This window comes from Saccharothrix saharensis (genome assembly GCF_006716745.1).
GTDB classification, from domain to species: Bacteria; Actinomycetota; Actinomycetes; order Mycobacteriales; family Pseudonocardiaceae; genus Actinosynnema; species Actinosynnema saharense.
The window spans coordinates 3,611,146-3,630,788 of record NZ_VFPP01000001.1 but is presented as its reverse complement, the minus strand read 5'-3'; the positions used below and the strand labels follow the sequence as shown (position 1 = coordinate 3,630,788).

Here is a 19,643-nt window from a genome sequence, read left to right as displayed (position 1 = left end):
GGGGCTCGCCGCTGTCTGGCATAGGAGCCATCAGTGACCAAGCCCAGCGCGACGCCCGTCCTGATCACCGTCACCGGCCCGGACAAGCCGGGTGTGTCCTCCGTCCTCTTCGCGGTCCTGACCAGGCACGGGGTGGAGATCCTCGACGTCGAGCAGGTCGTGATCCGCGGCCGGCTGGTGCTCGGCGTGCTCGTCTCCGCCGACCACGACCCGGAGGGGTTGCAGGAGGCCGTCGAGCAGGCCATGGCGACGGTGTCGATGCACGTCGAGGTGGAGATCGGCGCGGACTCGAAGCGCACCGCGCGGCTGGAGTCCAGCCACGTGATCATCCTGCTCGGCCGCCCGGTGACGGCCCGCTCGTTCACCGAGGTGGCGCGGCGGTTGGCGTCGCTCGGCGCGAACATCGACGCGATCCGCGGCGTCGCCGACTACCCCGTCACGGGGCTCGAGCTGCGGGTTTCCGTGGCGGCGGACACGCCGGAGAGCGACGCGCAGCTGCGGTCGGCGCTGGCCGAGGTGGCGGTGCGCGGCGGGCTGGACATCGCGGTGGAACGGGCGGGGCTGACCCGGCGGGCCAAGCGGCTGGTCGTGTTCGACGTGGACTCCACGCTCATCCAGGGCGAGGTGATCGAGATGCTGGCCGCCCACGTCGGGGTGGAGCCGCAGGTCAAGGAGATCACCGACGCGGCGATGCGCGGCGAGCTGGACTTCACCGAGTCGCTGCGGCGGCGGGTGGCGCTGCTGGAGGGCCTGGACGAGTCCGTGCTCGACGAGGTGGCCGGGTCGTTGGAGCTGACGCCGGGCGCGCGGACGACGGTGCGGACGCTCAAGCGGCTCGGGTTCCGCTGCGGCGTGGTCTCCGGCGGGTTCACCCGGGTGATCCAGCGGCTGGTGGACGAGCTGGGCCTGGACTTCTGCGCGGCCAACGAGCTGGAGATCGTGGACGGCAAGCTGACCGGCCGGGTCGTCGGCGACGTGGTGGACCGGGCGGGCAAGGCGGTCGCGCTGCGGCGGTTCGCGGGGGAGCAGGGGATCACGCTGGCGCAGACGGTGGCCGTGGGTGACGGCGCGAACGACATCGACATGCTCGGCGCGGCCGGGCTGGGCATCGCGTTCAACGCCAAGCCCGCGTTGCGGGAGGTGGCGGACACGGCGCTGTCGCACCCGTTCCTGGACGCGGTGCTGTTCGTGCTCGGCGTGACGCGCGCGGAGGTGGAGGCCGCGGACGCGGCGGACGGTCTGGAGCTGAACCGGCTGTGAACCCGATCCTGCGGATGCTGGTGGACCGGCACTACGCGACCGACGAGGAGGATCCGGCGTCGGTGCGGGCCATGCCGGTGGTGCTGCGGATCGAGCGGTCCGCGCCGCCGTCGAGGACCGACGTGCTGGAGGCGGCCGCGGCGGCGGCCATCGCGGTGTGCCTGGACGACCGCGCGTTGCCGGGCGGTGAGTGGCACGACGAACTGGTGGCGTGGGTGCGCGGGCGCATCCGGAAGGTGACCAGGCGGGCGCGCGGCGCGCACTGGGAGGCCGTGCAGGCGTTGCCGGGCGTCACGATCACGGTCGGCAGCGCGTCGGTGCGGGCGTTCGTGCCGGGGCGGGTGGTGGACCTGCCCAAGGAGCTGAGCCGGTTGCAGATCTCGGGCAGCGAGCTGCCGCCCGACGAACCCGGCCCGGTCCCCGCCGGTGTGCCCGAGCTGTGGCTGAACCCGCGCGTGGAGATGACCGCGGGCAAGGCCGCGGCGCAGGTGGGGCACGCGTCGATGCTGCTCGCGCCGCACCTGTCCGACGCCGAGCTGGAGGAGTGGGCGGCGCTGGACCACCGGTGCGCCGTGCGGACGCCGTCGACGGGTGACTGGGACGCCCTCGTGGCACGGCCGGGCGTGGTGCTGGTGCGCGACGCCGGGTACACCGAGGTCGCGCCCGGCACCGCCACGGTGGCCGTGAACCGACGTTTCGACTGACCGCTTTGCGGTAACCATCTCCGGCGTGAGCCTGTTGGACGTGCTCGACGCCAAGCTCGGGGACGGGCTGGAGAGCCTGCTGTGCGCGCACCACGCGAGACGGCTGCGCAAGCTGGGGTGGGGTTCGGCGTTCGCCGGCGAGGACGGCCGGTGGACGCCGCGGCGGCCGGTGCGCGACGGCAACCAGGTCGAGGTGCTGGTGGACGGGCACGAGGTGCTGCCCGCCATCGCGTCGGCGATCGCGTCGGCGAAGAAGTCCGTGCACCTGGCGGGGTGGTGCGCGAGCCCGGACTTCCGGCTGACCCGGGAACCGGGCTCGCCGACGTTGCGCGACCTGCTGGCGTCGGCCGCGTCCCGGGTGCCCGTGCGGGTGCTGCTGTGGGCGGGGCCGCCGGTGCCGATGTTCGAGCCGACGCGCAAGCGGGTGCTGGCGAGCAAGCGCGAGTTCACCCGGGACAGCGCGGTGCGGTGCGAGATCGACGCGCGCGAGCGCACGTTGCACTGCCACCACGAGAAGATCGTCATCGTGGACGACGAGGTGGCGTTCGTCGGCGGCATGGACCTGACCGCCGTGGAGGGCGACCGCCACGACACCGCCGAGCACCCGCCGCGCGAGCCGCTGGGCTGGCACGACATCGGGACGCGCCTGCGCGGCCCGATCGTCGCCGACGTGGCCGAGCACTTCCGCAGCCGCTGGCAGGAGATCGCGGGCGAGGAGCTGCCGGAGGTGTCCCCGCCCGCTCCGGTCGGGTCGTCCTCGGCGCAGCTCGTGCGGACGATCCCGGAGCGCACCTACGACTTCTGCCCGCGCGGCGAGTTCAGCCTGCTCGACTCCTACCTGCGCGCCCTGCGCTCGGCGGAGCGCCTGGTCTACGTCGAGAACCAGTTCCTGTGGTCACCGGAGATCACGGAGGTCCTGCTCTCGAAGCTCCGCGAGCCACCGCACCCGGACTTCCGGGTCGTGCTGGTCCTCCCGCGCAAGCCGAGCAACGGCGCGGACACCACCCGCGGCCAGCTCGGTCGGCTGCTGGACGCCGACGACGGCAACCACCGCCTGGTCGCCGCCACCCTGTCCTCGCACGACGGCGTGACGTCGTCGTCGGTCTACGTGCACGCCAAGCTGGCCATCGTGGACGACCGGTGGCTGAGCATCGGCTCGGCCAACCTGAACGAGCACTCGCTGTTCAACGACACGGAGGTCAACGTCGTCACCGACGACCCCGCCGTGGCCCGCGACACCCGCCTGCGCCTGTGGTCGGAACACCTGCAACGCCCGATCTCCACCATCACCGGCCCCGCCCACGAGGTCGTGGACACCCTCTGGCGCCCGACCCTGACCGCCCCGGGCGAGCACCGCCTGACCGCCCTCCCGGGCGTCTCCCGCCGCGCCGGCCGCCTCCAAGGCCCGCTGCGCGGCCTCCTCGTCGACGGCTGACCCCGAGAGTCGAACCTCCAGACCCCGAGAGTCCTACGTCCAGAACACGTGAATTCAACGCTCAGAACACGCGACCTGCGGAAACGTCGTCAGTTGTTGGTCGCGTCGAGCCGCTTGAGCGCCGCCCGCACGACCTCCGGGTCGTACGTCGTCCAGAACGGCGGCAGCGAGGCACGCAGGAACCCGCCGTAACGGGCCGTCGCCAAGCGCGGGTCGAGGATCGCCACCACGCCCTTGTCGTTCATCGAACGCAGCAGCCGCCCCGCGCCCTGGGCCAGCAGCAACGCCGCGTGCGTCGCCGCCACGGTGAGGAAACCGTTGCCGCCACGCGACTCCACGGCCTTCTGCCGGGCCGACGCCAACGGGTCGTCCGGCCGCGGGAACGGGATGCGGTCCATCACCACCAGCGACAGCGACGGCCCCGGCACGTCCACGCCCTGCCACAACGACAAGGTGCCGAACAGGCACGTCCGCACGTCCTCGGCGAACCGCTTCACCAACTGCCCCGTGGCATCGTCACCCTGGCACAGCACGGGGTGGTCCACCTTGCCCCGCAACGCCTCCGCCGCCGCCTTCGCCGCACGCATCGACGAGAACAGGCCCAACGTGCGTCCACCCGCCGCGTTGACCAGACCCTCGATCTCGTCCACATAGGACGGTGGCAGCCCGTCGCGCCCCGGCGGCGGCAGGTGCCGCGCCACGTACAGGATCCCGCTGCTGCCGTGCTCGAACGGCGACCCGACGTCCAACCCGGTCCACCGCGGTCCGCTCACGTCCGACGGCGGCTCCTTGTCCGTCGCCGTCCCCTCGGCCTTGCGCGCCCCGGACGCGGCCGGCAGCCCCCACTGCCGCGCCAACGTGTCGAACGTCCCGCCCAACGTCAACGTCGCCGACGTCAGGACCGTGGTCCGCTTCCCGAACAACCGCTCCCGCAGCAACCCACCGACACCCAACGGCGCGACCCGCAACGACGGCGGCTTGTTCCGGTCCGCGAAGTCACCCGACACCCAGACCACGTCGTGGTCCTCGTCGAAAGCTCCCAGGATCCGCGCCGCGCAGTCGTGCACGTCGTCCAGCAGCGAGAGCGCCAACTTCCGCGACGTCGCCCCGTCGACGTCCTCCTTGCGCTCCGGCCCCAACGACGTGATGCACGCGTGCGCCGCGTCCTTCGTCGCGCGCAACGCGCCCGCCAACGCCTGGGGCAGGCTGTCGAGCCGCCCCGGCGGCAGCTCCTCCAGGATCATCGCCAGACCGTCGCTCGCCTCGGCCATCCGGTCGGCCACGCCCTGGTCGATGAGCCGCCCGCAGCGCCGCGCGGCCGTGGCGACCAGGGACGCGCTCAGCTCCTCCGTGGCCACCGACGTGACGCGGTCGACCAGGTCGTGCGCCTCGTCGATCACGACCACGTCGTGGTCGGGCAGGACCTGGTAGCCCTCCAGCGCGTCCACGGCGAGCATCGCGTGGTTGGTGACCACGACGTCGGCCCGGCCCGCTTCGGCGCGCGCTTTCTCGGCGAAGCAGTCGACGCCGATCGGGCACTTGTTCACGCCCAGGCACTCGCGCGCGGTCACCGAGACCTGCCGCCACGCCTGGTCCGTGACGCCGGGGACGAGCTCGTCGCGGTCACCGGTCTCGGTGTCGGACGACCACTCGTGCAGCCGCTTGACCTCGCGGCCCATCTTGGACACGGCGAACGGGTCGAACAGGCCCGCGTCCTCCGGCTCGTCCGGCGCGCCGGTGTGCAGGCGGTGCATGCACAGGTAGTTGCGGCGGCCCTTGAGGATGGCGAACCGCGGCTCGCGCCCCAGTTCCTTGCGCAACGCCTTGGCCAGTCGCGGCAGGTCGCGGTCGACGAGCTGGCGTTGCAGGGCGATCGTCGCGGTGGAGATGACGACCGTCGACTCCTCGGCGACGGCGTGCCGCAGCGACGGCACCAGGTAGGCCAGCGACTTGCCGGTGCCGGTGCCCGCCTGCACGGCCAGGTGCTCGCCGGTCCGGATCGCCCGTTCGACGGCCTCGGCCATCTCGAGCTGACCCTGGCGTTCGGCTCCGCCCACCGCCTCCACGGCGACGGCGAGCAACGTCCTGGTGTCGGGGATCGCGGTGGTGGCGGGCACGGCGAAGACCGTACCCGCCCGGACCGTCACCCCGGGTCGGACACCCCACCGCGTGCTGAGCGTTGGATTCAGGTGTTCCGACGCAGGACTCTCGCGCGCCGAACGTGTGACTCTCGGGGTTACTTGCGGTTGACCAGGGCCCAGGTGGCGGGTAGGAGGCCGGCGGCCAGGGCGATCTTCAGCGCGTCACCCAGCAGGAACGGGGTCACGCCCAGTTGCAGCGCCTTGCCGAAGCCGACACCGGCGGCGGCCATCAGCCACGGCACGCCGCACGCGTAGATCGCCAGGTTGCCGACGACCATCGTGCCGGCGGTCCGCAACGGCGTCCGGTCGCCACCGCGGGCGGCGAGGTGGCCGACCAGCGCGCCGGCGAGCACGAAGCCGACTACGTACCCGAGCGACGCGGGCGTGCCCGACGAACCGCCCTGGAACCACGGCACACCGGCCACGCCGGCGATCAGGTACAGCACCATCGACGCGCCGCCGCGCTGCCAGCCCAGCGCCGCGCCCACCAGCAGGGCGGCGAACGTCTGGCCGGTGATCGGCACGGGGCTGCCCGGCACCGGCAACGCGACCTGGGCGGCCAGGCCGGTCAACCCGGCGCCCGCGACGACCAGGGCGATGTCACGCGCGAGAGCACCCGGGACCAGGTCGGCGAGCACCGCGCGACGGCCGGGAACGGCGAGGACGGACACTTTGGGACCTCCCAGAGGATCGACTGCACGGGGAGGTTAACCGGGGATCACTGGTCCGGTCTTTGTGGAGGCTCTACAAAGTTGGCCATCTCACGCAGGACTAGTGGTCCAGTGCGACGTCACCGGTGACCCGCTCGGTGTTGCGGCGCGTCTTCGCCCACCCGTTGCGGCCGCGGGCCAGCCGGACCACCGCCCGCCACGACGTGATGTAGAACGTGTAGATGTAGATCGCGTACACGAACCCGTAGCCGGTCGCCCGCGCCCAGCCGATCGAGGGCGCACACCGGATCTTGTACACCGGCCCCCACAGCACGAACGGCAGCAGGCCGAACATCCCGTACACGGCGAACAGGATCCACGCGCCCTCGACGAACCACGCCCACACCTCACCCGGCGCGGTCACGGCGCGGTGACCCAGGAGGAGCAGCGGGACGGGGTAGACGAGCGTGCCCAGCAACTGCATCCACGGCTGGGCCAGGTAGTACAGCATCTCCGCCGCGCCCAGCGTCGACAGGTGCGACGACGCCCAGATCCGCCGCACGTACCGCAGGCACTGCATGGTCCCCTGCCCCCACCGGGTGCGCTGCGCCAGGAACCGCCGCAGGCTGTAGAGCCCTTCCTGGTGCACGTGCGCGTCCAGGCTGAACCCGGTGCGCCACCCCGCCGTCAACAGGTGCACCCCGAGCTCGAAGTCCTCCAACAACGACCCGCGCCACGGCCGCCCGCCCGGCCCCGCGATCGAGTCCAGCGCCGACAACCGGGTGAACTGCCCGTTCCCGCCCATGGAGATCGTCCCGGCCACACCCCGGGAGAGCTGGATCGCCGCGATCGCGGTCCGGAACTCCAGGTCCTGCATCCGCACCAGCAGGCCACCGAGGACCCCGCGCCACCGCGGCACGCCCTCCTGCCGCGTGCCCGCGTTGACCATCCGCACGTCCACCTGCACCGCGCCGATCGCCGGGTCGCCGAACAGGTGCCCCGCCGCGCACACGTCCAGGCAGTTCCGCGCGGGCCGCCCGTCGGCGTCCACCACGACCACCACCGCCCGGCTGGCGTCCGCGTGCCGCCCCATCCACAGCTTCAGCGTGCGGTACGCGTCGTTGAGCGCGTCTCCCTTGCCGGTCCGCGCGTGCGGCCGCCGCCGCTGCACGAGGTGGACGTTCCGGTCGTCGCGGAACCCGCGCACGACCCGCGCCGTGCCGTCGTCGGAGTCGTCGTCGATCACCCACACGTGCGCGCCCGGGAACGCCTCCCGCAGGTACCGGACCGTCTCGCCGATGACGGCTTCCTCGTCCCGGCACGGCACCAGGAAGTGCCACTCGAAGTCGGCGGCCCGCCCGACCGGTCGCGGCTCGTACCGCAGGTAGGGCACGACGATCAGCAGCACGTACGTCACGAACGCCACGCTCATCGTCAGCGCGAGCGCCTGGGTGAACCCCAGCAGCACCTCCGGGCTCACCGCCGCGTCGCCAACCACACGAACGCCACCAGCGCGGCGGCCCCGCCGACCACGCTCACCATCGAGCCGAGCAGCGTGTGACCCCAGTGGTAGCCGGTGTCCACGCCGAGCCACCGGACCAGCCCGACCAGCGTCAGCACCCGGACCTGGTTCACCACGACCACCGCGCCGCCGGCCACCGCGAGCGCCACCAGCACCCGTCGCGTGATCCGGGGCCGCAACGCGATCATCACCGAGCCCACCGCGAGCAGCGGCACGACGAGGAACGCCGACGTGCACTCGGGCGTCATCCGCAACCCGAGCGGGGTGTCGGAGCCGAGCCCGAAGTAGACCGTCTGCCGGGCCGCGACGACCTCCACCCCGTCCGAGCTCATCACGTCGAGCAGCAGCCCGGACAGCAGGATCTCGGCGGTCCGGTAGGCCTGCTGCGCGACCACGAGGCCGACGGCCGCCGCCACCAGCGCGACGACCACCACCCGGTTGAGGCGTTCGGTGCGGGGCACGACAAGCGCCACGAAGGAGTCCTTTCCATCGATCGGGGATCGCCCGATAGGGCTGCTTGGTGGTCATCGGATCGCTGTAGCGCGAACCACACCCCCGGATCGAGTGACAACGTGAGGCGAATTCGGGGTGGATGCCCACCTTCGGTGGCACCAATTGGGCAGTTCGAGTGGCCGTCGTCCCTCTTTACGGTCAGCAACTCTTAATCCGACGGGAGGAAAGCCGATAGGGGCAATTGCTCGACAAACCGTTCCGAGAAAGGAGCTCCATGCGTGTCCGAATGACGCGTCGCGCCGCGGTGGCCGGGCTGGCCGCCGTCACCGCGCTGGTCGTGGCCGCCGCGCCCGCCTCGGCGGCGCCGGGTGACGCCTCGGCCCACGGCGCGAGGCTCGACCTGTCGCTGTCGGGCCGTGACGCGGTCGCGGCCGGTCCCTTCGCCGCCGCCACCGCGAACGGCCCCACGACCGGCACGTTCGCGACCGTCGACCTGCCGGCCGTGCTGCGCACCGGCGTGATCGACACCTCCGCCTCGCGCGACGACAGGACCGGTGGCGTCGGCTCCTGGGCGAGCACCGCCGACGTCCGCCTCGACCTGCTCGCGGAGGTGACCGGCGGTCTGTCCGCGGAACTGGTCGAAGCCGAGTGCGCGGCCACCCAGAAGGGCGTGGTGGGCAAGGCGAAGCTCGTCGGCCTCGACCTCGGCCGGCTCGGCGAGGTCGGCTCCGAACCGGCGCCCGACACCGCCGTCGACGTCGAGGTGCTCGGCGCGGACGTCGCCAGGGTCGTGCTCAACGAGCAGGTCCGCAACGGCGACGGCAGCCTCACCGTGAACGCCCTGCACGTCACCCTGCTCGGCGGTCCGCTCGGCACGGGCGACCTGGTCGTCTCGTCCGCCACGTGCGGCCCGGCGGGCCTGCCCATCCCGATGGCGTCCGGCGCCGGCCTGTGGATCGGGCTCGGCCTGCTCGCCCTGTTCGGCGTGCCCGTCGGCGCTTCGGCACTGCGCCGCCGGCACGACCTCGCGGCGGTCTGAGCCGTGTACAAGGTCCCCGGCAGCGGTGTCGCGGTCGGCACGGGAGTCGGCTCGTTGGCGGCCACCGGCGCAGGGGTCGTGTGGTGGGTGGTGGCCGGTGCGGTGCTCCTGGTGGCCGGCCTGCTGCTCACCCGCGCGTCCCGCGAGCGACGAGCGACAGCCGACGAGTAGCGAGCGTGCGCCCCGGCCGCGCGCCCACCCCCAGTCGCGCGGTCGGGGCGCCGCGCCCCCATCCCCACTCGAACCAGCCAAGGGAGCGAAGGTGAAGGAAGTCGTGCTGCTCGCGGGCACCCGGCCCGAAGCGGTGAAGATCGCGCCGGTGGCGCTGGCGCTGGGCGACCACCCGGTGCTCCGGCCCGTCATCGTCCACAGCGGACAGCACAACGGCATGGTCGAGCAGGCGCTGCGCTCGTTCGGCCTGCACGCGCACGTCGAGCTGGACGTGGCGCGCGCCACCGGCGGCCAGGCCGAGCTGCTGGCCCGCCTGGTGGCCGGGTTCGACCGGCTGCTGAGCAGGCGCGACCCGGCCGTCGTGCTCGTCCAGGGCGACACGACCACGGCGCTGGCGGGCGCGCTGGCCGCGTTCTGGCGCGGCATCCCGGTCGCCCACCTCGAAGCCGGCCTGCGCACCGGCGACCTCGCCGGGCCGTTCCCCGAGGAGGGCACCCGGCAGATGATCGCCCGCATCGCCACCCTGCACCTCGCGCCGACCGACGACGCCGCGGCCGCGCTGATCCGCGAGGGCATGGCCGACCGGCGGATCGTGGTCACCGGCAACACCGTGGTCGACGCCGTGCAGCGGGTCGCCGCCGCCGACCTGCCCGCGCGCGACCCCGAGCTGGCCCGGCTGGAACGCGTGCTCGACGAGCGCTCCCACCGCCTGGTCCTGGTGACGGTGCACCGGCGCGAGTCGTGGGGCGCGCCGCTGGCCCGCGTGCTGCACGCGGTGCGGTCCATCGCCGACCGGCACCCCGACGTGCGCGTGCTGCTGCCCGTCCACCCGAACCCGCGGGTGCGCGCGGCGGCGCGGAACCTGCTCGGCGGGCACGACCGGATCGTGGTGACCGAGCCGTTGGACTACTCGGACCTGGTGCGCGCGCTGCGCCGGTCCGCGCTGGTGCTCACCGACTCCGGCGGCATCCAGGAGGAGGCGCCGACGTTCGGCGTGCCGGTGCTCGTGCTGCGTGACACGACCGAGCGGGTGTCCGCGGTGGACGAGGGCTGCGCGTGGCTGGTCGGCACCGACCCGATCCGGATCGTCGCCGAGGCGGGCTGGGTGCTCGGCGCGCGGCTGCGGCTGCCGCCGGGGCGCAACCCGTTCGGCGACGGGCGCGCGGCGTCCCGGGTGCGGTGCGCGTTGGAGCGGCTCGTCGGCCTGCCGAGCGACTTCGCGACGGCGTCGTTGCCCGTGCGCATCCCGTGCTGACCGCGGTTCGTCACCCGATCAGGTATCGGTTTTCCTCTTGCGGGTGATGTGCACGCGAGATCGTTCGGCTGCGGTCCGCTCGGGCTCGATAGTCCTCACGACCGTGAATAGCGAAAGGGCGACACGATGATGCAGTTCGGAGCGCGCCGGGTCGGCGCAGTGACCGCGGCGCTGGTACTCGGCCTGGTCGCCGCGCCACCGGCGTGGGCGGCGAACCCGGCGGGGGTGGCGTCCGTCGGCTCCGCCGAGTTCACCAAGGGCGGCACGCGGGTCAGCGTCCCGCCGCTGGCGCCGTGCGCGGTGGACGGCACGACGTCGAACTCGTCCGAGGCGGTGAGCCGCACGGGCGTCCGGTTCGGCGCGGGCACGTCCACGTGCACCACGGCGGTCGTGGACCCGGACCACGGCACGACGAAGTCGACGTCCGAGGCGGTCGGCACCGAGTTCGAGCTGTCCGCGCTGGTGTCGGCGGGCGGGCCGCGGCTGAGGGTGGCCCGGTGGAAGGTGACGTGCACGGGCACCGAGTCCGGCACGAGCGCGGGCTGGGCGGCGGACGGCCTGCACGGCTTCGCGGGCCTGCCCGAGCAGATCCCGACGAACTACGTGCACCAGGTGAGGGCGAGCGACGGCACGGTGCTGGCCACCGCGACGTTCGGCGAGACGGTGTTGCCCGACCCGAACGACGGCAGCATCGCGATGGCCCTGATGCACCTGCGCTTCACCGAGGCCTCCACCGTCACCGGCGACGTCGTCCTCGGCTCCACCGCCTGCTCCCCGACCCCTTGACCTCCGCGAGAGTCGAACGCTCAGCGCCCGCGTGTCGAACCTTCAGGCCCCGAGTGTCCTACGTTCAGGACCCCTGAATTCAACGCTCAGGACCGCCACCTGGCGACGCGAACGGAGAACTCACGGGTCCTGAGCGTTCGACTCTCGGGAGGTCAGGAGACGTGCGGGGTGCCGGTCAGCGTCACGCCGGCCGCACCCAGGCGCGTCAGCGCGCCGTCCACCGTCGACCGCGCCACGCCCGCCGTCAGGTCCAGCAGCACGGTCGTCGCGAACCCGGCCTCCGCCGCGTCCAACGCCGTCGCGCGCACGCAGTGGTCCGTGGCGATCCCCACCACGTCCACCTGCTCCACGCCCCGCGCCCGCAGCCAGTCCACCAACCGCTCACCCGCGCCGGACGTGCCCTCGAACCCCGAGTACGCCGCCGCGTGCGCGCCCTTCGAGAACACCGCCTCCACCGCCGTGACGTCCAGCTCCGGGTGGAACGACGCGCCGGCCGTCCCCGCCACGCAGTGCACCGGCCACGAGTCCACGAAGTCCGGCGTCTCGCTGAAGTGCGACCCCGGGTCCACGTGGTAGTCGCGCGTCGCCACGACGTGGTCGTACGACGACGACGCGACGTGCGCCGAGATCGCCGCCGCCACGGCCGCCCCGCCCGCCACCGCCAACGACCCGCCCTCGCAGAAGTCGTTCTGCACGTCCACCACGATCAGCGCTTTGCCCATCACAAGCCTCACAGGAACGTCGTCGGAATCGCGGGCTCGCCGCGGGACAGCTTCAGACCCTCCCACGGCACGGTCACCAGGGCGGCACGCAGCCGCTCCCGGCTCTCCACCAGGGTGTCCAGGCCGTCCACCCGTTGTCCAGCGCGGACCATCGGCACGGCGAGCAGCCGGTCGTGCTCACCCGTCGACGGCTGGGCGTCGTGCGGGAACACGACCTCCTCCAACGCCGTCCCCGTCTCCTTGTGCCGCCGCAGCGCGCTCTTGCGCCCACCGCGCGACTCCTTGTGCGAGCTGCGCTTGGCCACCGGCCGCCCGTCCACCTCGACGAGCTTGTAGACCATGCCCGCGGTCGGCGCGCCGGACCCCGTGACCACCGACGTGCCGACGCCGTACGCGTCCACCGGCTCGGCCCGCAGCATCGCGATCGAGTACTCGTCCAGGTCACCGGACACCACGATCCGGGTGTTCCGCGCGCCCAACGAGTCCAGCTGGTCCCGCGCCTGCCGCGCCAGCACGCCCAGGTCGCCCGAGTCGATCCGCACGGCGCCCAGCTCCGGCCCCGCGACCTCGACGGCGGTCTTGATGCCGTTCGTGATGTCGTAGGTGTCCACGAGGAGGGTCGTGTCCACGCCCAGTGCCTCGACCTGCGCGCGGAACGCCTCCTCCTCGGTGTCGTGCAGCAGGGTGAACGCGTGCGCGCACGTCCCGGCGGTCGGGATGCCGTGCCGCCGTGCGGCCTCCAGGTTCGACGTCGCGGTGAACCCGGCCAGGTACGCGGCCCGCGCCGCCGCCACCGCCGCCTCCTCGTGCGTGCGGCGCGATCCCATCTCGATCATCCGCCGCCCGTTGGCCGCGCCGACCATCCGCGCCGCCGCCGACGCGATCGCGCTGTCGTGGTTCAGGACGGACAGCGCCAGCGTCTCCAGCACCACCCCCACGCCGAACGGCGCCCGCACGGACAGGATCGGCGACCCCGGGAAGTACAGCTCGCCCTCCGGGTAGCCGTCCACGTCACCGGTGAACCGGTAGCCGGCCAGCCACTCCAGGGTCGCCTGGTCCACCACGTTCGTGCGTTCCAGCAGCTCCAGGTCACTCTCGGTGAACGTGAAGTCGGTGATCGCGTCGAGCAGCCTGCCCGTGCCCGCGACCACGCCGTACCGCCTGCCCTCCGGCAACCGCCGGGCGAAGACCTCGAAGACGCACGGCCGGTCGGCGGTGCCGTCGCGCAGTGCCGCGGCCAGCATCGTCAACTCGTAGTGGTCGGTGAACAGCGACGTCGACATGGGGCGAAGCCTAAGCGGTCCGAACTCGGGCCCCTGCGGGCTCCACCGCGCAGCGGAACATGACACCATTGGCGGTATGACCACGCCCGTCGAGCATGAGCGGACGCAGGTTGACCCGGCCGGCGAGGAGGTCCGCGCGGAGGACCGCCCGTGGCAGACCCTGGTCTGGAACGACCCGGTGAACCTGATGTCCTACGTGACGTACGTGTTCCAGAAGCTGTTCGGCTACAGCCGTGACCACGCGACCAAGCTGATGCTGGACGTGCACCACAAGGGCAGGGCGATCGTGTCGTCGGGGACGAAGGACAAGGTGGAGGCCGACGTGGCCAAGCTGCACGCGGCCGGGCTCTGGGCGACCATGCAGCGTTCGTCGTGAAGAAGTGGACACGCACCGGCGACCAGGTGCTCGGCCGGTTCGACCGGCAGGAAGCCGCCGTGGTGCGCGGCCTGGTGAGCCAGATCCAGGACATGCTGCTGGCCCGGGCCGAGGAGGCGCCGCAGGACGAGCTGGCGGAGCTGACCGGAATCCGCACCGGCCCGTCCACGCCGCCCGACGACCCCATCCTGGGTCGGCTGCTGCCCGACTTCCACCGGCTCGACGCCGACGCGCCCGACCCGGCCGAGGTGGACTCGGCGAACGCGCTGCGGTCGTTGCACGAGCCCGAGCTGCTGGACCTCAAGACCGGGGTGGCGGCCGTGGTGCTGCAGACGTGCCCGCCCGACGGCGGTGAGGTGCGGCTGGCGCTGGAGCAGGCCGAGGCGTGGCTGTCGGCGTTGAACGACGTGCGGCTGGCGCTGGGGACGGCGTTGGACGTGCAGGAGGACATGCCGGACGAGCTGCCGCCGGACGACCCGCGGTCGCCGCACCTGGGCGTGTACCACTGGTTGACGTGGGTGCAGGAGACGCTGGTCGAAGCGGTCATGAACTGATGCTGGTCGGGCGCGCTCCGGGCGCGGCGGTGCTGTTGGCGCCCGCGGGCGCGGTGGCCGGGGTCGACGTCCGGGGCGCGCCGGTCGGCACGCGTGAACTGGACCTGCTGGACCCGTCGACGCTGGTGCGGCGGGTGCACGCCGTGGTGCTGGGCGGGCCGTCGACCGTGGACGGGGTCGTGCGCTGGCTGGCCGAACGCGGCCACGGCTTCGCCGTCGGCCCGCAGCCGTTCGAGGTCGTCCCGATCGTCCCCGCCGCCGAGCCCCTGGGCCTGGCCCCGGCCGACGGCTACGCGGTGTGCACCTCCGCCGTGCCGCTCGACGTGCCCGCTCTGGCCCTGGTCGGCTCGACCGCCGCGGGGCTCGTCGTCGTGGACGCCGACCTGGACCCGGCGGAATGCCGAAGGGTCGCGATGTCCGCCCACGACGCCTTCGCCCGCACCGGCGTGACGGTGCCCGCCACCGTCTTCGCCGTGGCCACCGGCACCCCGACCGGCACGCCCCTGTCCACCCTCTGCGCCACCGCCACCACCGCCCTCCACCACGCGTGTCGAACGCTCAGCGCCCGAGTGTCGAACGCTCAGCGCCCGAGTGTCGAACGCTCAGGTACCGAGAGTTCAACGCTCAGGTTGAGCTGAACGTGGAACTCGGAGGTCCTGAGCGTTCGACACGCGGGACCTGAGCGTTCGACTCACGGGACCTGGAGGTTCGACACGCGGGACGGGAGTGTTCGACACGCGGGAGCGGGTAACCCGGGCGGTATGGGCGGTGTGCAGAAGGTGATCACGTGGGTTCGGACCAGTCCGGCGGTGGACAAGGCGGCCGGGGCGTTGGCGGAGGCGGTGCCTGCGGCGTTGCGGCGGCGTGAGGTGACGGACCTGCTCGGCGCACGCGCGCTCGGCCGGCCGGTGCACCCGGCGGTCGTGGCGCTGCCCATCGGGCTGTACGCGGCGTCGGCGGCGTTGGACCTCATGCCGGGCAGCGCGAAGGCGGCACGGGCGGTGATCGGGGCCGGGCTGGCCGTCGCACCCGCCGCGCTGGCCACCGAGCTCGCCGAGTACGGCACGTTGGACGAGAAGCAGCGGCGCACGGCGTTCGTGCAACTGGCGGCCAACGCCGCCGCGAACGTGTGCTACCTCACGTCCTTCCGCCTGCGCGGTCACGGCTTCGGCGTCGTGGCCAGGGCCGTCTCGGCCCTTGGACTCGCCGCGCTCGGCGCGGGCGGCCTGCTGGGCGTCCGTCCGGCCGACACTAAGCCCCTCGGGGGCGTGCGCGAACCGGTGTAGTGCGAGTTCTCACACCCCGGGACACCTTCCCCCACCACGTAGGATGGTGTCGTGCTGGTGATTCGCCGTGACCTCGTCGACGCGATGGTGGCGCACGCCCGTCGCGACCACCCGGACGAGGCGTGCGGGATCATCGCGGGCCCGGAGGGTTCCGACCGCCCGGAGCGGTTCATCGAGATGGACAACGCCGAGCGCTCGCCGACGTTCTACCGCTTCGACTCGATGGAGCAGTTGCGCGTCCACCGCGAGATGAGCGCGAACGACGAGGAAACGGTCGTCGTCTACCACTCGCACACGGCGACCGAGGCCTACCCGTCGCGCACGGACATCTCCTACGCGAGCGAACCGCAGGCGCACTACGTGCTCATCTCCACCCGGGACCCGGAGCAGCACGAGCTGCGCTCCTACCGGATCGTGGACGGCGTGGTGACCGAAGAGCCGGTCGAGGTCGTGGAGTCGTACATGTTCGCCCACACCGGCGCCGACGACACCCCCGACTGTCCCTGAGCCCTCCAGGTGCGCCCTCGCGCACCACTCGTGGCACCACTCTCACCAAACCCGGCTCCTCGGAGGTACCAGCATGGCCGTCACCGTCTCCATCCCCACGATCCTGCGCACCCACACCGGTGGGCAGAAGTCCGTCGAGGCCGCGGGCGCGACGCTCGCGGAGGTCATCGACGACCTGGAGACCAACCACGGTGGCCTGAAGCAGCGCCTGGTCAAGGAAGGCGCGCTCCACCGGTTCGTCAACGTCTACGTCAACGACGAGGACGTGCGGTTCGCGGGCGGCCTCGAAGCGGCCGTCAAGGACGGCGACACCGTGACGATCCTCCCGGCCGTCGCGGGCGGCTGACCCCCAGTCGGGAGGACTCATCGTGGCCCGGTACGAGTCACTGCTCGACGCGGTCGGCGGCACGCCCCTGGTGGGGCTGCCCCGGCTGTCGCCGTCGAAGGACGTGCGGCTGTGGGCGAAGCTGGAGGACCGCAACCCGACCGGCTCGATCAAGGACCGGCCGGTCCTGATGATGATCGAGGAGGCCGAGCGGACCGGAGTGCTCACGCCGGGCTGCACGATCCTCGAACCGACGTCGGGCAACACCGGCATCGCCCTGGCCATGGCCGCCAAGCTCAAGGGCTACGGCCTGGTGTGCGTGATGCCGGAGAACACCTCCGCCGAGCGCAAGCAGCTGCTGCAGGCCTACGGCGCGCGGATCGTGTTCTCGCCCGCGGCGGGCGGCTCGAACCAGGCCGTGGCGCTGGCCAAGGAGCTGTCCGCGCAGAACCCGGACTGGGTGATGCTCTACCAGTACGGCAACCCGGCGAACCCCGGCGCGCACTACCACGGCACCGGGCCGGAGATCCTCAAGGACCTACCGACGATCACGCACTTCGTCGCGGGTCTGGGCACCACGGGCACGCTGGTCGGCGTCGGCCGGTACCTGCGCGAGCAGAAGCCGGACGTGCAGGTCATCGCGGCCGAGCCGCGGTACGGCGAGCTGGTCTACGGGCTGCGCAACCTCGACGAGGGCTTCGTGCCCGAGCTGTACGACGCCGAGGTGCTGACCGGCCGCTACTCGGTCGGCTCGTACGACGCGCTGCGCCGGACCCGGCAGCTGCTGGAGGTGGAGGGCATCTTCGCGGGCATCTCCACCGGCGCGATCCTGCACGCGGCGCTGGCCGCGGCGGAGAAGGCGGCGGCCCGCGGCGAGTCCGCGGACGTGGCGTTCGTGGTCGCGGACGCGGGGTGGAAGTACCTGTCCACCGGCGCGTACGCGGGCACGTTGGACGAGGCCGCGGCGCGGCTGGACGGTCACCTCTGGGCCTGAGCCCGGAACGCGAGAAGGGCCCCGCGGGCATGTGCGGGGCCCTTCTCATCTCAGCCGATCGTGCACGCGACGCCGTTGAGCGTGAACGAGGTCGGCTTGCCGGTGTTGCCGCTGTGGGTCGCCTGGAACCCGATGCCGACGGACGCGCCCGCGGCGAGCGCGCCGTTGTAGGACGCGTTGCGGGCCGTGACGGCGCCGCTGGTGGGGGAGTAGGTGGCGTTCCACCCGCTGGTGATGGTCTGCCCGCCGGGCAGGGTGAACGCGAGCTGCCAGCCGTTGATCGCGCTGGCGGAGGTGTTGGCGATGGTGATGCTCGCGGTCAGGCCGGTGTTCCAGCTGTTGACGCCGTAGGTGACCTTGCAGTCGCCGGGCGGCGGGGTCGTCGTAGTCGTAGTCGTGGTGGTGGTCGTGGTTGTGGTTGTGGTGGTGGTGGTCGTAGTGGTGTCGCCGGGCTTGTCCAGACCGAAGAACTGGATCGCGCGCAACGCCATGCCCGCGCCCATCAGGTTGTGGCCGGTGCCCTGCATGGAGATGGCCTCGACCTTGTCCCCGTAACGGGTGCGCGTCCAGCCGGACTGCGGGCTGTCGGTGGACGTCGGCGTGGTCGACAGGCCGTGGACGTTGGTCCACTGGTCGATCGTCTCGCCGAAGTTCGGGTACCGCAGCGTGTCGTCGGCGGTGCCGTGCCAGATCTGCACGCGCGGCCGCGCGCCGCTGTAGCCGGGGTACATGCCGCGGGCGGTGTTGCCCCACTCCTGGGGCGTGCGCAGGATCTGACCGTTGGCGCACTGGCTGTTCCAGCCGGAGCCGTCGGTGGTGGCGAAGCAGCCGGCGGGCACGCCCGCGAACGCCGCGCCCGCGGCGAACACGTCCGGGTAGTCGGCCAGCATCACGTTCGTGGTCATCGCGCCGGACGAGACGCCGGTGACGAACACGCGGCTCGTGTCGCCGTTGTGGCGCTGGAGCACGTACCGGACCATCGACATCAGCCCGACCGGGTCGCTGCCCCCGTCCCGCCGCAGCGCCTGCGCGCTCGACACGTCGAAGCACTGACCGCTGCGGGTCGCCGACGGGTAGATCACGATGAAGCCGTACTGGTCGGCCAGCCGGGCGAAGTCCGTGCCCGAGTAGAACGCCGGACCGGTGCCGGTGCAGTAGTGCACGGCCAGCAGCACGCCCGGCCGGGGCTGGACCCGGTCCGGCACGTACAGGTGCATGCGCAGGTTGCTGGGGTTCGTGCCGAAGCCCGTGACCTCGGTCAGCGTGGCGGCCGAAGCCGACGGTGCGGCGACGAAGGCCAGCACGAACGCCGCCGCGGCGGCCAGTGAGGTCACGATCGCGCCGAGGACCTTCACGGCGCCACCACCCGTCCGGTGTTGTCGATGCGGCCGGGGCACAGGTTCTTGGCCGCCAGGCCCTGCACGATCCGCGGCACGGCGTTGACCGTGTTCTGGTAGCTCGCGTGCATGAGCACGATGCCGCCCGCGTTCGCGCCCGTCGCGGCCCGCACGATGGCGTCGGTGGACGCGCCGTTCCAGTCCTGCGTGTCGACCGACCAGGTGACCTGGGTCAGGCCGAGCCGGCGCGCCTCGGTCTGCACGGTCGAGTTCGTCGCGCCGTACGGCGGGCGGAACAGCGTCGGCGTCTGGCCGGTGGCGTTGCGGATCGCGTTCTGCGTGTCGCCCAGCTCCTTGGCCACGGCGGCGGCGCTGAGGTTCGTCAGGTACGGGTGCGACCACGAGTGGTTGCCGACCCACATGCCCGCCTGCGCGGTCTCGCGGGTCAGCTGCGGTTGCTGCTGCACGCGTGAGCCGAGGTCGAAGAACGTGGCCCGTGCGCCCGCCGAGCGCAGCGCGCTGATCAGGGGACGGGTGAACTGCGCGTTCGGGCCGTCGTCGTAGGTCAGCGCGACGTAACCGTTGCACGCCAGCGCGACCGGCCCGGTTCTCGGGGCGGGCGCGGCGCTCGCGGCGGTCGAGGACATCAGCGGCGCGGCCACCAGCAGCACCACGGCCAGCAGGGTTCTCAAGACCATTCCCTCCTCCTTGAGGATCACGGCGTGAGTTGTCGTCACTATGTGTTGTGACGCGGTCGCGGACAATGAGTTTCGTGAATGTTGCGAGTCTCAAATGGCGTGGTGAGCTGCGGCAACGCCCGATGCGCCCGTTTGGTCGCGTCCC

22 protein-coding genes are annotated in these 19,643 nt (G+C 72.5%); 14 read left to right on the top strand and 8 right to left on the bottom strand.

Annotation, left to right across the window (positions count from 1 at the left end; all coding sequences use genetic code 11):
• Nucleotides 1-33: 33 nt before the first annotated feature.
• Genes serB through FHX81_RS15505 form a run of 3 tightly spaced genes read left to right on the top strand, consistent with a single transcriptional unit; the run spans nucleotide 34 to nucleotide 3,399 of the window.
• Entirely contained in the window at nucleotides 34-1,260 is a 1,227-nt protein-coding gene (gene serB / locus FHX81_RS15515) for a phosphoserine phosphatase SerB (protein ID WP_141978842.1), read from the top strand.
• 14 nt (nucleotides 1,261-1,274) lie between these two features.
• Nucleotides 1,275-1,964, top strand: coding sequence for a peptidyl-tRNA hydrolase (locus FHX81_RS15510; RefSeq protein WP_141983956.1), 690 nt, complete (start codon nucleotides 1,275-1,277; stop codon nucleotides 1,962-1,964).
• A 25-nt stretch (nucleotides 1,965-1,989) separates the two neighbouring features.
• Nucleotides 1,990-3,399, top strand: coding sequence for a phospholipase D-like domain-containing protein (locus FHX81_RS15505; protein ID WP_141978841.1), 1,410 nt, complete (start codon nucleotides 1,990-1,992; stop codon nucleotides 3,397-3,399).
• An 89-nt stretch (nucleotides 3,400-3,488) separates the two neighbouring features.
• Here FHX81_RS15505 and FHX81_RS15500 read toward each other — a convergent pair whose 3' ends face one another.
• The 4 genes from FHX81_RS15500 to xrtP form a co-directional block, all read right to left on the bottom strand.
• Entirely contained in the window at nucleotides 3,489-5,516 is a 2,028-nt protein-coding gene (locus FHX81_RS15500) for an ATP-dependent DNA helicase (protein ID WP_141978840.1), read from the bottom strand.
• Between the two features lie 119 nt (nucleotides 5,517-5,635).
• Nucleotides 5,636-6,211 carry a biotin transporter BioY gene (locus tag FHX81_RS15495; RefSeq protein WP_141978839.1) on the bottom strand — a complete coding sequence of 192 codons (576 nt, stop codon included), beginning with the start codon at nucleotides 6,209-6,211 and terminating at the stop codon, nucleotides 5,636-5,638.
• Between the two features lie 100 nt (nucleotides 6,212-6,311).
• A complete protein-coding gene (locus FHX81_RS15490) occupies nucleotides 6,312-7,670 on the bottom strand; it encodes an XrtP-associated glycosyltransferase (RefSeq protein WP_484336718.1) in 1,359 nt (452 codons plus the stop codon).
• Nucleotides 7,667-8,185: an exosortase P gene (gene xrtP / locus FHX81_RS15485; RefSeq protein ID WP_246107832.1), complete on the bottom strand. Its 519-nt coding sequence runs from the start codon at nucleotides 8,183-8,185 to the stop codon at nucleotides 7,667-7,669. Before xrtP ends, FHX81_RS15490 begins: the two co-directional genes overlap by 4 nt.
• Before the next feature lie 254 nt (nucleotides 8,186-8,439).
• Here xrtP and FHX81_RS15480 point away from each other — a divergent pair, with 254 nt between their 5' ends.
• The 4 genes from FHX81_RS15480 to FHX81_RS15465 all read left to right on the top strand — a co-directional run bounded on the left by FHX81_RS15480 (nucleotide 8,440) and on the right by FHX81_RS15465 (nucleotide 11,416).
• Nucleotides 8,440-9,204: a choice-of-anchor protein CoaP gene (locus tag FHX81_RS15480; RefSeq protein ID WP_141978838.1), complete on the top strand. Its 765-nt coding sequence runs from the start codon at nucleotides 8,440-8,442 to the stop codon at nucleotides 9,202-9,204.
• A 3-nt stretch (nucleotides 9,205-9,207) separates the two neighbouring features.
• A complete protein-coding gene (locus FHX81_RS15475; protein WP_141978837.1) occupies nucleotides 9,208-9,375 on the top strand; it encodes an LPXTG cell wall anchor domain-containing protein in 168 nt (55 codons plus the stop codon).
• 91 nt (nucleotides 9,376-9,466) lie between these two features.
• On the top strand, nucleotides 9,467-10,630 hold the full coding sequence (gene wecB, locus FHX81_RS15470) for a non-hydrolyzing UDP-N-acetylglucosamine 2-epimerase (protein ID WP_141978836.1): 1,164 nt from the start codon (nucleotides 9,467-9,469) through the stop codon (nucleotides 10,628-10,630).
• Nucleotides 10,631-10,756: 126 nt separating this feature from the next.
• Nucleotides 10,757-11,416: a hypothetical protein gene (locus FHX81_RS15465; RefSeq protein WP_141978835.1), complete on the top strand. Its 660-nt coding sequence runs from the start codon at nucleotides 10,757-10,759 to the stop codon at nucleotides 11,414-11,416.
• Nucleotides 11,417-11,568: 152 nt separating this feature from the next.
• On the opposite strand, the gene FHX81_RS15460 is transcribed toward FHX81_RS15465, so the two are convergent.
• The gene (locus tag FHX81_RS15460; RefSeq protein ID WP_141978834.1) at nucleotides 11,569-12,138 is read right to left on the bottom strand and encodes an isochorismatase family protein; all 570 of its coding nucleotides are present in this window, start codon (nucleotides 12,136-12,138) and stop codon (nucleotides 11,569-11,571) included.
• 8 nt (nucleotides 12,139-12,146) lie between these two features.
• Nucleotides 12,147-13,421, bottom strand: coding sequence for a nicotinate phosphoribosyltransferase (locus FHX81_RS15455; RefSeq protein WP_141978833.1), 1,275 nt, complete (start codon nucleotides 13,419-13,421; stop codon nucleotides 12,147-12,149).
• 76 nt (nucleotides 13,422-13,497) lie between these two features.
• On the opposite strand from FHX81_RS15455, the gene clpS reads away from it, so the two are divergent.
• From clpS to FHX81_RS15420, 7 genes are all read left to right on the top strand, one after another.
• Nucleotides 13,498-13,797, top strand: coding sequence for an ATP-dependent Clp protease adapter ClpS (clpS, locus tag FHX81_RS15450; RefSeq protein ID WP_141978832.1), 300 nt, complete (start codon nucleotides 13,498-13,500; stop codon nucleotides 13,795-13,797).
• Nucleotides 13,794-14,351, top strand: coding sequence for a DUF2017 domain-containing protein (locus tag FHX81_RS15445; protein ID WP_211363491.1), 558 nt, complete (start codon nucleotides 13,794-13,796; stop codon nucleotides 14,349-14,351). Before clpS ends, FHX81_RS15445 begins: the two co-directional genes overlap by 4 nt.
• Complete coding sequence (locus FHX81_RS15440) at nucleotides 14,351-14,989, top strand: peptidase S58, DmpA (RefSeq protein ID WP_211363490.1); 639 nt, start codon at nucleotides 14,351-14,353, stop codon at nucleotides 14,987-14,989. Before FHX81_RS15445 ends, FHX81_RS15440 begins: the two co-directional genes overlap by 1 nt.
• Before the next feature lie 123 nt (nucleotides 14,990-15,112).
• A complete protein-coding gene (locus tag FHX81_RS15435; protein ID WP_170232063.1) occupies nucleotides 15,113-15,637 on the top strand; it encodes a DUF2231 domain-containing protein in 525 nt (174 codons plus the stop codon).
• Nucleotides 15,638-15,688: 51 nt separating this feature from the next.
• Nucleotides 15,689-16,144, top strand: coding sequence for a M67 family metallopeptidase (locus tag FHX81_RS15430; protein WP_141978829.1), 456 nt, complete (start codon nucleotides 15,689-15,691; stop codon nucleotides 16,142-16,144).
• Between the two features lie 73 nt (nucleotides 16,145-16,217).
• A complete protein-coding gene (locus FHX81_RS15425; protein ID WP_106615251.1) occupies nucleotides 16,218-16,490 on the top strand; it encodes a MoaD/ThiS family protein in 273 nt (90 codons plus the stop codon).
• A gap of 22 nt (nucleotides 16,491-16,512) precedes the next feature.
• The gene (locus FHX81_RS15420; protein ID WP_141978828.1) at nucleotides 16,513-17,463 is read left to right on the top strand and encodes a PLP-dependent cysteine synthase family protein; all 951 of its coding nucleotides are present in this window, start codon (nucleotides 16,513-16,515) and stop codon (nucleotides 17,461-17,463) included.
• Nucleotides 17,464-17,513: 50 nt separating this feature from the next.
• Here FHX81_RS15420 and FHX81_RS41295 read toward each other — a convergent pair whose 3' ends face one another.
• Nucleotides 17,514-18,818, bottom strand: a complete 1,305-nt coding sequence (locus FHX81_RS41295; protein ID WP_246107831.1) for an extracellular catalytic domain type 1 short-chain-length polyhydroxyalkanoate depolymerase — start codon at nucleotides 18,816-18,818, stop codon at nucleotides 17,514-17,516.
• Complete coding sequence (locus tag FHX81_RS41290; protein ID WP_211363489.1) at nucleotides 18,815-19,498, bottom strand: polysaccharide deacetylase family protein; 684 nt, start codon at nucleotides 19,496-19,498, stop codon at nucleotides 18,815-18,817. The genes FHX81_RS41295 and FHX81_RS41290 overlap by 4 nt, the downstream gene beginning before the upstream one ends.
• Nucleotides 19,499-19,643 lie beyond the last annotated feature (145 nt).

Coding starts and splice junctions, on each gene's coding strand:
- FHX81_RS15510 (WP_141983956.1), top strand. CDS start 1,275: ATGCTGGTGGACCGGCACTACGCGACCGACGAGGAGGATCCGGCGTCG.
- FHX81_RS15480 (WP_141978838.1), top strand. CDS start 8,440: ATGCGTGTCCGAATGACGCGTCGCGCCGCGGTGGCCGGGCTGGCCGCC.
- FHX81_RS15465 (WP_141978835.1), top strand. CDS start 10,757: ATGATGCAGTTCGGAGCGCGCCGGGTCGGCGCAGTGACCGCGGCGCTG.
- FHX81_RS15460 (WP_141978834.1), bottom strand. CDS start 12,138: ATGGGCAAAGCGCTGATCGTGGTGGACGTGCAGAACGACTTCTGCGAG.
- FHX81_RS15455 (WP_141978833.1), bottom strand. CDS start 13,421: ATGTCGACGTCGCTGTTCACCGACCACTACGAGTTGACGATGCTGGCC.
- clpS (WP_141978832.1), top strand. CDS start 13,498: ATGACCACGCCCGTCGAGCATGAGCGGACGCAGGTTGACCCGGCCGGC.
- FHX81_RS15440 (WP_211363490.1), top strand. CDS start 14,351: ATGCTGGTCGGGCGCGCTCCGGGCGCGGCGGTGCTGTTGGCGCCCGCG.
- FHX81_RS15435 (WP_170232063.1), top strand. CDS start 15,113: ATGGGCGGTGTGCAGAAGGTGATCACGTGGGTTCGGACCAGTCCGGCG.
- FHX81_RS15425 (WP_106615251.1), top strand. CDS start 16,218: ATGGCCGTCACCGTCTCCATCCCCACGATCCTGCGCACCCACACCGGT.
- FHX81_RS41290 (WP_211363489.1), bottom strand. CDS start 19,498: ATGGTCTTGAGAACCCTGCTGGCCGTGGTGCTGCTGGTGGCCGCGCCG.